Source organism: Bradyrhizobium iriomotense (assembly GCF_018129405.1).
Taxonomy (GTDB): Bacteria; Pseudomonadota; Alphaproteobacteria; order Rhizobiales; family Xanthobacteraceae; genus Bradyrhizobium; species Bradyrhizobium iriomotense_B.
Genome location: NZ_JAFCLP010000014.1, coordinates 40,925 through 54,051, shown reverse-complemented (window position 1 = coordinate 54,051; position 13,127 = coordinate 40,925). Strand labels below are relative to the sequence as shown.

The following is a 13,127-nucleotide window of genomic DNA, read 5'->3' as shown; positions in this document are numbered from 1 at the left end:
AGCGCAGCGCAATCCGGGGCCGCTCGCGCGTTGGACGCAGTTCCCGGATTACGCTTTCGCTCCATCCGGGCTACGGACCATCACTCCCCATCCCTCAAACGCCGATACAGCGCGCCCAGGATGTTCGAGTAATCGTCGGTCCAGACCCGCACCCGGTCGTCCGCTTCGGTCTGCTCCCACGATTTTGAGGCGGCGAGCTTGCCGACGTCTTCCTCCTCGCGCGCGGAGATGACGACGTCGGTCGAGAAGATGTAGTCGGAATCGCGGCCCGAATCCTCGTTGAAGACCCAGCTCTTGAGATCGTTGGCGTCGGCGATGCCGACCACGACAGTCTCGAGATCGAGATGGCGGTTGGAGACGTGCATCACCACGGCACCATGGGGCGCGAGCTTGTCCTTGTAGATCTTCATCGCCTCTTCGGTCGCAAGATGGATCGGGATCGCATCGGACGAATAGGCATCGACGATGATGAGATCGTAGGCGCCGTCGGGCTCCTTGGCGAAGGTGAGACGCGCGTCGCCGATCACCGGCTTCAGGTCCGGCAGGCAGCTCGAGATGTAGCGGAAGTTCTTCGGATCGCGCGCCGCATCCACCATGGACTGGTCGATCTCGAAAAATGTCCAGTCTTCGCCCCGCGCGGCGGCGCAGGCGAGCGTGCCGGAGCCAACGCCGATCGCGGCGACCTTGAGCGGCGCGCCCTTGCGCTCGCGGATCGCGGTGACAGCCTGACCGATGCCGCCGTCCTTGTGGTAGTAGGTGATCGGCTCGGGCCGGCCGCTCACCGGCGTGCCGTCATTGTTGCGGAAGCGCTCGGCGCCGTGGATGGTGGTGCCGTGCATCAGCACGTGGAAATAGCCGCCGGGCGTTTCCACGATCTTGTGCACGCCGAAGAAGCTGCGCACGGTGGTGACGCGGCCCTCGTCCGCCGGATAGATCCGGATCAACGCCAGCGCCAGCGCGACGGTGGCAAAAATCTTCCAACGGCTGGCATTGAGCGCCAGTGTCAGCAGCGCGGCGAGCACGCCGACGGAGCCGGCGACCCAGACGCGGTGATCCTCGAACCAGGTCGAGAGCTCGCCCGTGGTCGTGGACGGCGCGATGAGCGCCACCGCGAGCGCGGCGAGCGCCAGCCAGTACCATCTGACGATGCCGGCGAGGCGCTCGCTGGCGGACGGTCGGCACAGCGCGGCGAGCGCGATCAGGATCGGGTACTCGGCGATCCAGGAGAAGGTGAAGGGCGCGACGAGGCCGGCAAACAGGCCGCCGACCATGCCGCCGAACGACAGCGCGACATAGAAGCCTGTGAGATATTTGGCGGCCGGCCGGGTCCGCGCCAGTTCGCCGTGACAGGCCATGGCGATGACGAAGAAGCACAATTGGTGACCGCCGAGCGTCAGCAGCAGGTTCTGCTCGCCGCCGAACGCCAAAAGGACGACGACGCCCGCGATCGCGACCGGCTGGAGCATCAGCATCCATTTGTGCGGCAGCAGCGGCCGCGACTGGAACACCACGACCCAGGTCAGCAGGTACAGCGATAGCGGCAGCACCCAGAGCAGCGGCGCCGCCGCGACGTCGGTCGAGATGTGCGCGGTCACCGCGATGAGCAGGCCTGACGGCACCGCGGCGAGGAAGATCCAGCGCAGCCGCGTCAGCAGGCCGGGCGCCGGTGCGTTGACATCCTCGGTTCGCGTATCGGCCACAGTGAGCTTCGGCGATCGCAGCAGCAGCACGCCGCAGGCGCCGATCAGGAGAATCAGCAGACCATAGCCCGCGGTCCAGAACCGGTTCTGCGTGTGCAGCGAGAACATGGGCTCGAGCAGGAAGGGATAGGACAGCAGCGCCAGGAAGCTGCCGATGTTGGAGGAAGCATAGAGGAAATAGGGATCGTGCCCGGCGGGGTGGCCGGTGCGGACGAACCAGGCCTGCAGCAGCGGATTGTTGGCGGCCAGCGCGAAGAACGGCAGGCCGATCGAGACCACGAACAGGCCGAGCAACCAGAACGCGTAGCCCGAGGCCGGCGGCTCGCCGTAGGCGGAGGCAATGCCGAGCGGCAGCGTGGCGAAGGCCAGCACCAGCAGCACCAGATGCACCGCGACCGGAACGATCCGGTTCCTCGCCTGCATCAAGAGATGCGCATAGGCATAGCCCGCCAGCAGCAGCGACTGGAAGAACACCATGGCCACCGACCACACCGCCGGCGAGCCGCCGAGCCGCGGCAGCACCATCTTCGTGAACAGCGGCTGCACCGAGAACAGCAGCAGCGCGCTGACGAAGATCGCAGCGGTATAGACCGTCAGCAGCAGCCGGTTGCGCGACGACGACGGCTGCTCCGTGGCGGCGGGTTGCACGATCGAATCCATGGAAGCTCCGGCTCAAACCCCGGCGGGCGCCGGACCGCGCGCAATGGAGCACAAGGCGCCTGAACGGGCAATAAAGGGGCTCGTGATGTTGCAGCAACCAATGCTTGATATTAGAGGGTCGTTCCGGGGCGATGCGGAGCATCGAACCCGGAACCTCGAGATTCCGGGTTCGCGCTATGCGCGCCCCGGAATGACAGCAGGCAGAACAACTCGAATCTCTCATGATCGAAACCGACGTCCTCATCATCGGCGCTGGCCATAATGGCCTCACCTGCGCGGCTTATCTCGCGGCGGCGGGCCTGCGCGTGCGTGTGGTCGAACGGCGCAAGGTGGTCGGCGGGGCGGCGGTGACGGAGGAGTTTCACCCCGGCTTTCGCAATTCGGTCGCGGCCTACACCGTGAGCCTGCTCAATCCGCAGGTGATCAGTGATCTCAAGCTCGCCGAACAGGGCCTGCGGGTCGTCGAACGACGCGCCCAGAACTTCCTGCCCGCGCCTGACGGCAGCTATCTCCTCATCGGCGAGGGACGGACCAAAGCGTCAGTCGCGCGGCTCAGCGAGCATGATGCGGAGGCGCTCGACGGCTTCTCGCGCGAGCTGGAAGAGATCGCCGACGTGCTCCGGCAATTCGTGCTGCGCGCGCCGCCGAACCTGCTCGACGGTTTTGGCACGAATGCGATCCGCGAAGCCGTGAACGCATTGCAGAGCGCCAATATCCTGCGCGGCCTGACGCTGGAGCAGAGCCGCAGCCTGCTTGATCTGTTCACGCGCTCGGCCGGCGAGATGCTGGACGAACGGTTCGAGCATGATCTGATCAAGGCGCTGTTCGGCTTCGATGCCATCGTCGGCAATTACGCCAGCCCCTACGCGGCAGGCTCGGCCTATGTGATGCTGCATCACGCCTTCGGCGAGGTGAACGGCAAGAAGGGCGTCTGGGGCCATGCCATCGGAGGCATGGGCGCGATCACGCAAGCGATGGCGCGCGCCGCCAGGGATCGTGGCGTCGCGATCGACACCGATGCCGGCGTGCGCGAGGTGATCGTCGAGCGCGATCGCGCGGTCGGCGTGGTGCTGGAGAACGGCGAGACGATCCGCGCGAAATATGTCGCGGCCAACGTCAATCCAAAGCTGCTGTATACGCGGCTGATCGCGGCCGATGCGCTGCCGCAGGACTTCCTCGCCCGCATCAGGCACTGGAAGAACGGCTCCGGCACCTTCCGCATGAACGTAGCGCTGGACCGCCTGCCCTCCTTCACGGCGCTACCAGGCGAGGGGGATCACCTCACCTCCGGCATCATCCTGGCGCCAAGCCTTCCCTACATGGATCGCGCGTATCTCGACGCGCGCGCGCAGGGCTGGAGCCGACAGCCCGTCGTCGAGATGCTGATCCCCTCGACGCTCGACGACACGCTCGCGCCCGCCGGCAAGCATGTCGCGAGCCTGTTCTGCCAGCACGTCGCGCCGGAGCTGCCCGACGGAAAATCGTGGGACGACCATCGCGACGAGGTCGCCGATCTCATGATCGCAACGGTGGATGCTTACGCGCCGGGTTTTGCGTCGAGCGTGCTCGGCCGCCAGATCCTCTCCCCGCTCGATCTCGAGCGGCAGTTCGGCCTCCTCGGCGGCGACATCTTCCACGGCGCGCTGACGCTGAACCAGCTGTTCTCGGCACGGCCGATGCTCGGCCATGCCGATTATCGCGGCCCCCTGAAGGGTCTCTATCACTGCGGCTCCGGCGCCCACCCCGGCGGCGGCGTCACCGGCGCCCCCGGCCACAACGCGGCGCGCGTGATCCTGCGGGACCACCGCGCGCTGTTCGGAAGCCGTGGATAGGTCTGTGGATGGGCTGTGGACAGGCTGTCGAGATGCCTGTGGTCAGGCGGGACGCTTCTCGCCTTTAGGGCGTCGGGGCATTGATGGCGCTTTTCCAGTCCGGGTGTCTTGTGAAGGATGGCAATCGATATGCTTGGCGGTAAGCTTCGCAAGGGAGCGGACCATGGGAGATTCGAGGCGATGGCGTCGGAGATGGGAGCCTCATGGCTGGAGGCCTCCAAAGCCGCCCCGGGCTGACTATGCGCTGGTTGCTGCAATATCAGCTCTAGTTGGCGCAACCCTATGCTGGGCCATTCTGTGTCAGTTTACTTGGCATCCGCTGACGCTGTTCAAGCACATCGCCGCATTCCCTGATTGCTCAGCGGCACGCGCCGTTAGCTTGGCTCCAGCTCTTCGCGGTCAGCCGGGATATTGGCCGCGGCACGATGCCGATAACGACGGGATTGCCTGCGAAAACTTTCACAGAATTTCAAACTGAGACACTACCGGTCAGGCAAGGAACCCGATCCGGGCATGATGGGGGAAAGGCGGTGGACAACCACGGGACAGCGAGGGGATGAGCCGGTGGATGACGCCCTGAAAAAGGGCTGACGGCCTGTGGACATCGCCAGGCCCCCAAAACGAACTCGCCCGCCGAGGGCAATTCCCCGCGCGGGCGCTCGTCTGGACATCTATGAAGAAAATGGCCCCCGCTGGAAATCGGAGGCGGAAATTACTTCAAGGAGCTGCTAATCGAACCGAACTTATCGTTCATCGTGCTGCCCAGGCTGTTCACCACGGTGATGATCGCCAGCGCGATACCGGCCGCGATCAGGCCGTATTCGATTGCGGTCGCACCGGATTCGTCGGACCAGAACTTCAAAACCATGCGCTTCAAGACGTGCCTCCGTTTCAATCACAAGCTGTGTTGGTCAGCCCCAACAGCCGAAAATCTACGGGGTGCGACCTTCGGTCCAGTTAATCCTGGGCTTCAAGTTATGCGGAAAATTGCACGCAAAAGTTCCAAAAATTGAGCCGATGGAACCCTGAGAATGCAGCCTTCCCCCACCCACCGCGCCAGTTTCTCGATCGGCACCGAGGCCGCCGCAAGGCGTGTCGTCGACGTGCTCACCGAGGTTTTTTTCGAGGGTGACGCAGCGGTCGCCGCGTTCGAACGGCCGGACGGCCAATGGGACGTCACGCTGCATTTCGCTGAGGCGCCGGACCAGGCGGGCTTACGCGAACTCGTTGCAAATTCAGCAGGAAATGAGATCGCCGACACGCTTGCCTTCGACACCGTCGAGGCCAAGGACTGGGTCAAGGCGAGCCTGGAAGATCTGGTCCCGGTGCCTGCCGGGCGCTTCGTCGTGCACGGCAGCCATGACCGCGACCGCGTGGCGCCGAACAAGCTCAAAATCGAGATCGAGGCGGCGCTCGCCTTCGGCACCGGCCATCACGGCACCACGCGCGGCTGTTTACTCCTGCTTGACCATGTCCTGAAGAGTTCCCGCCCGAGGAGCTTGCTCGACCTCGGCACCGGAACCGGCGTGCTGGCCATCGCGGCGGCGAAAGCACTGCACCGCGCGGTGCTGGCCTCCGACATCGACCCGCCCTCGGTGCGGGTCGCCGCCGAGAACGCGACCCTGAACGAAGTCGGTCATCATGTGCGGGTGATCCGCGCCACCGGCTTCGCCGCGCCGGATTTTGCCAAGGCCGGCCCGTTCGACCTGGTGCTGGCCAACATCCTCGCCAACCCGCTGCGGCAGCTGGCGAGCCCGATGGCGCGGCATCTGGCGCCCGGCGCCCGTGTCATCCTCTCCGGCCTGTTGACGCACCAGGCCCCCGCCGTGATCGCCGCCTATCGCGCGCGCGGCCTCGTGCCGGTGCGGCATCTGAGGATCGAGGGGTGGAGCAGTTTGTTGCTGAGGAAGGTGGGGTAAGCGAGGTGCCGTAGGGTGGGCAAAGCGCAAGCGTGCCCACCATAACGATCGATAACCGTGGAGGATGGTGGGCACGGCGCAAGGGCGCCTTTGCCCACCCTACGACATGCCCGTTGCCGCGCTACTCCGCCGGCTTGTCGTCCCGGCGCACGACGCGCTTGCCCCGCAGGGCGCGTCTCGCGCGGCGCTCGGCGAAACGGTCGATCATCTGGCTGATGAGGCCGCGCGGCTTCTTCGGTGCCGTTGCGGCCGGGGCGCGGCGCACCGGCGGCGAGATCTTCTCAAACGTGAACGCTGGCATCGTGTGTCCCCTCGCCGTTGAGATGAACCACTTGCTCGAATTTCCCTGTTATCCGGACGAAGCGCAACTGCCGCATCCTTTACTCCACTCAATTCGAATGGAACATTTTCAAGCACAGTCCATGCCAGATGCGATGCAAATGCGTCTAGATTGCGGACCGATGCCCATGATCCTAGAGTGATCCACATGTTCGAAGCGCACTTCCAGACATTCGAGGAGCCCGAGGCCGGCGTCGCCTTGACTGCGCGCCTTGCCGCACTCCGCGAAGAACTCGCCCGCCGCAAGCTGACCGGCTTCGTCATTCCGCGCGCCGACCAGCAGCAGAACGAATATGTGCCTCCGTCGGAAGAGCGGCTGGCCTGGCTGACCGGATTCACCGGTTCGGCGGGCTTCGCGGTGGTGCTGGCCCGCGAGGCCGCGTTGTTCGTCGACGGTCGCTACACGCTCCAGGCGGCCAAGCAGGTCGATGCCAAGGCCTGGGCGGTGGAATCGCTGATCGATCCGCCGCCGGAGAGCTGGGTGTCGGCGCATCTGAAGGCGGGCGATCGCCTCGGATTTGATCCTTGGCTGCACACTTTTGCGGCAGCCGAGCGCCTGTCCGCCGCCTGCGCCAAGGCCGGCGCCGAGTTCGTCGCCGTCGACGGCAATCCGGTCGATGCGATCTGGCAGGACCGGCCGCAGCCGCCGCTGGCCCCCGTCGCCGTGCACAGCCTCCAGCATGCCGGCGTCACCGAGGCCGAGAAGCTGACGCAGATCAGGGGCGAGATCGCCAAGCTCGGCACCGACGCGCTGGTGCTGTCGGACAGCCATGCGGTGGCCTGGACCTTCAACATCCGCGGCGCCGACGTCGCGCATACGCCGCTGCCGCTGTCCTACGCGCTGGTGCCGAAGGACGGCCGCCCCACCATCTTCATCGACCACCGCAAGCTCTCCAACCTCTCGCGCGACCATCTCGAACAGTCCGCCGACGTGCGCGAGCCCGATGCGATGGCGCCGACGCTGATGGCGCTCGCCAAAAGCGGCGCGGCGATCGCGCTCGACAATGCGACTGCGGCCGAGGCGCTGAGCCGGCTGATCGCGGGCGCCGGCGGCAAGCCGGTGCGCGGCAGCGACCCGATTGCATTGTTGAAGGCGGTCAAGAACGCGACCGAGATCAAGGGCACCAAGACGGCCCATGTGCGCGACGCCGTGGCGCTGGCGCGTTTCCTGGCGTGGGTCGATCGCGAAGCACCAAGCGGCAAGCTCACCGAGATCGACGCGGTCGAGGCGCTGGAGACATTCCGCCGCGACACCGGCGCGCTCAAGGACGTGTCGTTCCCGACCATCTCGGGCACCGGCCCGAACGGCGCCATCGTGCACTACCGCGTCACCCGCAAGAGCAACCGGCGGATCGCGCCCGGCGATCTCCTGCTGATCGATTCCGGCGCGCAATATGAAGACGGCACCACCGACGTCACGCGCACCATGGCGGTGGGCGAACCCACGTACGAGATGCGCGACCGCTTCACCCGCGTGCTGCGCGGCCACATCGCCATCGCGCGCGCGGTCTTCCCCGACGGCACCACCGGCGCACAGCTCGACACGCTGGCGCGGCAATATCTCTGGGCCGCCGGCGTCGATTTCGAGCACGGCACCGGCCATGGCGTCGGCAGCTATCTCTCGGTGCATGAGGGGCCGGCCCGGATCTCGAAGCTCGGCATCACGCCGCTGAAGCGCGGCATGATCCTCTCCAACGAGCCCGGCTACTACAAGACCGACGGCTTCGGCATCCGCATCGAGAATCTCGAGCTCGTCGTCGCCGCCGACATCAAGGGCGCCGAGAAGCCGATGAACGCCTTCGAGACGCTGACCCTGGCGCCGATCGACCGCCGGCTGATCGACGTCGCCATGCTGAGCAAGGACGAGCTCGACTGGCTCAACGCCTACCATGCGCGCGTGCGGGCCGAGGTGCGACCGGCGCTGGACGAGGCGACCAGGGCCTGGCTCGATCAGGCGACGGCGGAGCTGAAGGCGTAGCGCGCATAGCGCTACGCGATTTGCGCAAGGCTGCCCCCTCACCCACAGCCGTCATGCCCCGCGAAGGCGGGCATCCAGTACGCCGCAGCGTCTCCGTATCCCACTTCCGTCTCTGGAATACTGGATTCCCCGCTTTCGCGGGGAATGACATTGCACTTGTGGAACGAGATGTGCGCCCAATCGGTCGCCATCGCGCTGCAATCATAACCGTCCCAAAATCCGAATAGCCGCATTCCGAAACGCCGATATCCGTCTTGCGTGAGCACGCTACAGTCGATTCGACTTCGAAAGACGGACACTTATGCACGGCATGATCAGCAGGCCGCCGGAAGCGGCAACGAAAGACATCGCGAGCTCGCGCGCGATGCTGCTGTTGCTCGTCTGCATGACGGGCGTCGCGCCGATCTCGCTCTACATGCTGGTTCCGGCGCTCCCCGTGCTGGCGACGAATTTCGGCAGCGACATCTCGATCGCGCAGATGACGGTGTCGCTTTACATGGTCGGCATCGCCTGCTCGCAACTGATCATGGGCCCGCTGTCCGACAAGTTCGGGCGGCGCCCGGTGCTGCTGGCAGGGCTCGCGCTGATGGTCGCGGCGAGCATCGGCTGCGTCTTCGCCGAGAGCCTGCCTCAGCTGATCGCAGCGCGTTTCTTCCAGGCTCTCGGCGGGGCTACCGGTATGGTGGTGAGCCGCGCCATTATCCGCGATCTCTACGAGCGCGAGCGCATCGGCGCCATGATCAGCCTCGTCATCGCCGTCATGATGATCGCACAGATGCTCTCGCCGCTGACCGGCGGCCTGATCGAGACCGCGTTCGGCTGGCGCGCGATCTTCTACGCGATCACCGCAGGCTCTCTTGCGGTCGCGATCGGCATCGCGCTCGCGCTGCCGGAGACGCGCCGCGACCGTGCGGCCGGCAGCGGCTTTCGCGGCGATGTCGGCAGCCTGATCAGGAACCGCGCCTTCGTCGGCTACGTGCTGTGCCAGGTGCTCGCCTCGCAGATCATCTTCACCTTCGCCGGCGGCGGTCCGTACATCGTGGTCACGCAGATGGGCCGAACCACCGTCGAATATGGTGCGTGGTTTGCCACCAGCAGCCTCGCCTTTCTCGTCGGCAATCTGCTCTGCGTGCGCTTTGCGCCGCGCCACTCGCTGGAGAAGCTGATCTGGTTCGGGCTGGCGCTGCAGCTCGGCGGCAGCATCTTGAACCTGCTCTGGAGCTTGACGGGACTGAACGCGGCCCCACTCTGGCTGTTCGGCACCCAGATGATCGTGATGGCCGGCAACGCCATCGTGATGGCAAATTCCGCGGCCGGCGCCATCAGCGTCCGCCCCGAGGCCGCCGGCACGGCGTCGGGCGCGATGGGCTTTCTGCAACAGGGCCTCGGCGCGCTGATGTCGCAGTTCGGCGCCTATCTCGGCGGCCATTCCACAACGACCCTGCCGCTGACCTCGGCGGTCCTCGCGATCTCGCTGCTCTGCGCCTGCACGATGATCTTCGTCGTCCCCCGCCGCGAGGTCGTGGTGAGCGAGGCGCTGATCGAGCAGGCGGAGGAGGAAGAGGCGGGGATGATGTGAGGCATGGCACGCGGTGCGCGGCGCCATAGGCCACTGGCCGGAATCCGGGGTGACGTGTGGCACTACTTCGCCTCCTCTGAAATGGTAAAGTAGCGGATGCCAGTCTCGGCTTACCTCACGGCAGGTCTGTTCGTGGTCGCGGCGGCCGCCGCATTGTTCGCAGCGGCCGGCACGGTCGCCATCCCGGGCTTTTGGGCGTATCTTGCAATCCTGGCCGTTGTCATGATCGTTTCGTTTGCGGCGCTCGATCCGGACCTCCTGCGCGAGCGTATGCGGCCGGGCGGCAAGAAGCCGCCGCTCGCGTTGAGGGTCTTCACGCTCGTTCTGTTCATGCATTGGATCGTTGCAGGGCTCGACCGTGGTCGTTTGCATTGGAGCGACGACGTGCCCGGCTGGCTGCAAGGCATTTGCCTGTTCACGTTCGCAGCCGGCTACGCTCTGGCACTATGGGCCATGCGCGTGAATCGGTTTTTTTCCTCTGCAATTCGCATCCAGACCGACCGCGGCCAGTACGTCGTCACCACGGGACCCTACGCCTTCGTCCGCCATCCCGGATACACTGCCGGGATTCTGATCATAGCGGCAAGCGGACCCGCACTCGGGTCCTGGCTCGCGGCCGTGCTCGTTGTGATCTTCAGCCTGCCGTTTCTGCTCTATCGCACTATTACGGAGGATCGAATTCTTCAGGCAGAGCTTGCGGGCTATTCTGATTACGCCGCGCGCGTCCGATGGCGGCTCATCCCGGGGATTTGGTGAAAGCCGAACCTCATCTGGGAAGCATGCTCCTCACCAAACCGGGCCGTTGCCATCTCACAGAGGAAGCAAGCAAGCCATATCCAAAGGTGGCCCGACTCGGACAAGGGGAGAAGGAAAAAACAACGATCACTCCCCGATCAGCTTCAGCCACTCATCCTCGGTCAGCACCTTGACGCCGTGCTTGTTGGCTTCCGCAAGCTTCGAGCCCGCGCCGGGGCCGGCGACGACGAGGTCGGTCTTCTTCGACACCGAGCCCGACACCTTGGCACCTAGGCGCTCCGCGGTCGCCTTGGCTTCATCCCGCGTCATCTTCTCCAGCGAGCCGGTGAAGACCACCGTCTTGCCGGCGACGGGCGAGTTGCTCTTCGGCTTCTCGGCATCGACGATCTCGACCTCCCTGGTCAGGCGCTCGACGATGCCGCGATTGTGGCTCTCGCCGAAGTAATCGGCGATGCTCTTGATCACGGTGTCGCCGATCTGGTCGAGCGCATCCATATCTGCCATCGCCTCCTCGTCGCCCTTGGCGACCTTGAGGCAGGCGTCATGGAAGGCGTCCCAGGAGCCGTAGCCGCGCGCCAGCGCCAGCGCCGTGGTCTCCCCGACATGGCGCATGCCGAGCGCATAGACGAAGCGCTCCAGCGCAATTTTGCGCCGGCTCTCGATGGCCCCGAACAGGTTGCGCACCGAGGTCGCGCCGTAGCCCTCGATCTCCTCGAGCTTGAGCTTCGAATTGCGCTTCTCCAGCGTGAAGATGTCGGCGGGCTCCTTGACCCATCCCTCGTCGAAGAAATACTGAAGCTGCTTCTCGCCAAGACCGTCGATGTCGAAGGCGCGGCGCGAGACGAACAGCTTGAGGTGCTCGATCTTCTGATAGGGGCAGGCGAATTCGCCGGTGCAGCGGGCGCGCGACCCCTCTTCGCCCGTCGCGGTCTCCTCGCGCGTGACATCGGTATGCAGCGGGCACGGGCACTTCTTCGGGAACTGAAATTCCTTGGCACCGCGAGGCCGCTTGTCGAGGACGACGTCGACCACCTGCGGGATGACGTCGCCGGCGCGCTGGATCACGACGGTGTCGCCGATCCTGATATCGCGGCCCTCGCGCAGCACCTCGCCCTTGTTGCCGATGCCCTTGATGTAATCCTCGTTGTGCAGCGTGACGTTCTGCACGATCACGCCGCCGACGCCGACCGGCTCGAGCTTGCCGACCGGCGTGAACGAGCCGGTGCGGCCGACCTGGATCTCGATGTCGCGCAACACCGTCATGGCGCGCTCGGCCGGGAATTTATGCGCGATGCCCCAGCGCGGCGTGCGCGAGACGAAGCCGAGCCGCTCCTGCCAGTCGATGCGGTCGACCTTGTAGACGACGCCGTCGATGTCGTAGTCGAGTTTTGCGCGCTGCTCCTCGATCGAGTGATGAAACGCGAGCAGCTCCTCGACCGAGTGACACAGCTTGGTCAGCGGATTGGTCTTGAAGCCGCAGCGCTCGAACCAGCCGATCATGCCGCTCTGCGTCTCCTCCGGCATCGCGCTCATCTGGCCCCAGGCATAGGCGAAGAAGCCTAGGGGGCGCGAGGCGGTGATGGCCGGATCCTTCTGGCGCAGCGAGCCTGCGGCCGAGTTGCGCGGATTGGCGAAGATGGTGTCGCCCGCCGCCTTCTGCCGCTCGTTGAGCGCGAGGAAGGCCTTCTTGGTCATGTAGACTTCGCCGCGCACCTCGCAGATGTCGGGAACGTTGCGGCCCTTCAGCTTCTGCGGCACGTCCTCGAGGGTGCGGATATTGGCAGTGACGTCCTCGCCCACCGCACCGTCGCCGCGCGTCGCCGCAGTGACGAGCTCGCCGCCCTCATAGCGCAGCGACATCGAGAGGCCGTCGATCTTGGGCTCGGCGGAGAAATTGACCTTGTCGTCGTCGAGCTTCAGGAAACGCACGATGCGGCCGACGAAGTCGCGCACGTCCTCTTCCGCAAAGGCGTTGTCGAGCGACAGCATGGGCACGGAGTGCCGCACCTTCCTGAAGCGCCCGGACGGTGCGGCTCCGACCTTCTGCGAGGGCGACTCTGCGTCGACGAATTCAGGAAAGCGTTTTTCGATCGCATCGAGGCGCTGACGCAGAGCGTCGTACTCGGCGTCGGTGATGGTGGGCGCATCCTCCTGATAGTAGCGCTCATTGTGCCCCTCGATCTCGAGCGACAACCGCATGTGCTCGACCTTGGCCTGTGCCTTGGTGAGGTCGGCGACGTCGCGAAGCGGTTTGGATTTTGCTGCTCTTGCCATGGTGCTTGGATACGACGGAGCGGGCGGGAGGGTAAAGGCGGTAAAAGTCTCGTGCCCCGGACGCAGCGCAGCGCTTCTTCAGCGGTGCGC

At 65.4% G+C, this 13,127-nt stretch carries 10 protein-coding genes; 6 read left to right on the top strand and 4 right to left on the bottom strand.

The window, feature by feature from the left end; genetic code table 11:
* Positions 1 to 80: 80 nt before the first annotated feature.
* A complete protein-coding gene (locus tag JQ592_RS25375; protein WP_211405506.1) occupies positions 81 to 2,360 on the bottom strand; it encodes a spermidine synthase in 2,280 nt (759 codons plus the stop codon).
* A 221-nt stretch (positions 2,361 to 2,581) separates the two neighbouring features.
* Here JQ592_RS25375 and JQ592_RS25370 point away from each other — a divergent pair, with 221 nt between their 5' ends.
* Positions 2,582 to 4,192, top strand: coding sequence for a phytoene desaturase family protein (locus JQ592_RS25370; protein WP_211405505.1), 1,611 nt, complete (start codon positions 2,582 to 2,584; stop codon positions 4,190 to 4,192).
* A 163-nt stretch (positions 4,193 to 4,355) separates the two neighbouring features.
* The gene (locus JQ592_RS25365) at positions 4,356 to 4,670 is read left to right on the top strand and encodes an excalibur calcium-binding domain-containing protein (RefSeq protein ID WP_211405504.1); all 315 of its coding nucleotides are present in this window, start codon (positions 4,356 to 4,358) and stop codon (positions 4,668 to 4,670) included.
* Positions 4,671 to 4,904: 234 nt separating this feature from the next.
* On the opposite strand, the gene JQ592_RS25360 is transcribed toward JQ592_RS25365, so the two are convergent.
* Positions 4,905 to 5,060 (bottom strand): Flp family type IVb pilin, encoded by a 156-nt coding sequence (locus tag JQ592_RS25360; RefSeq protein WP_092021903.1) that lies wholly within the window; start codon positions 5,058 to 5,060, stop codon positions 4,905 to 4,907.
* 163 nt (positions 5,061 to 5,223) lie between these two features.
* Here JQ592_RS25360 and JQ592_RS25355 point away from each other — a divergent pair, with 163 nt between their 5' ends.
* Entirely contained in the window at positions 5,224 to 6,111 is an 888-nt protein-coding gene (locus tag JQ592_RS25355; protein WP_211405503.1) for a 50S ribosomal protein L11 methyltransferase, read from the top strand.
* A gap of 121 nt (positions 6,112 to 6,232) precedes the next feature.
* Here JQ592_RS25355 and JQ592_RS25350 read toward each other — a convergent pair whose 3' ends face one another.
* Entirely contained in the window at positions 6,233 to 6,412 is a 180-nt protein-coding gene (locus JQ592_RS25350; RefSeq protein ID WP_211405502.1) for a hypothetical protein, read from the bottom strand.
* Positions 6,413 to 6,598: 186 nt separating this feature from the next.
* On the opposite strand from JQ592_RS25350, the gene JQ592_RS25345 reads away from it, so the two are divergent.
* The 3 genes from JQ592_RS25345 (at position 6,599) to JQ592_RS25335 (ending at position 10,763) form a co-directional block, all read left to right on the top strand.
* Positions 6,599 to 8,428 (top strand): aminopeptidase P family protein, encoded by a 1,830-nt coding sequence (locus JQ592_RS25345; RefSeq protein WP_211405501.1) that lies wholly within the window; start codon positions 6,599 to 6,601, stop codon positions 8,426 to 8,428.
* A 301-nt stretch (positions 8,429 to 8,729) separates the two neighbouring features.
* Positions 8,730 to 10,007, top strand: a complete 1,278-nt coding sequence (locus tag JQ592_RS25340; protein WP_211405500.1) for a multidrug effflux MFS transporter — start codon at positions 8,730 to 8,732, stop codon at positions 10,005 to 10,007.
* Positions 10,008 to 10,103: 96 nt separating this feature from the next.
* The gene (locus JQ592_RS25335; protein ID WP_211405499.1) at positions 10,104 to 10,763 is read left to right on the top strand and encodes a methyltransferase family protein; all 660 of its coding nucleotides are present in this window, start codon (positions 10,104 to 10,106) and stop codon (positions 10,761 to 10,763) included.
* A gap of 126 nt (positions 10,764 to 10,889) precedes the next feature.
* On the opposite strand, the gene ligA is transcribed toward JQ592_RS25335, so the two are convergent.
* Positions 10,890 to 13,037, bottom strand: a complete 2,148-nt coding sequence (gene ligA / locus JQ592_RS25330) for an NAD-dependent DNA ligase LigA (protein WP_211405498.1) — start codon at positions 13,035 to 13,037, stop codon at positions 10,890 to 10,892.
* Positions 13,038 to 13,127: the final 90 nt, after the last annotated feature.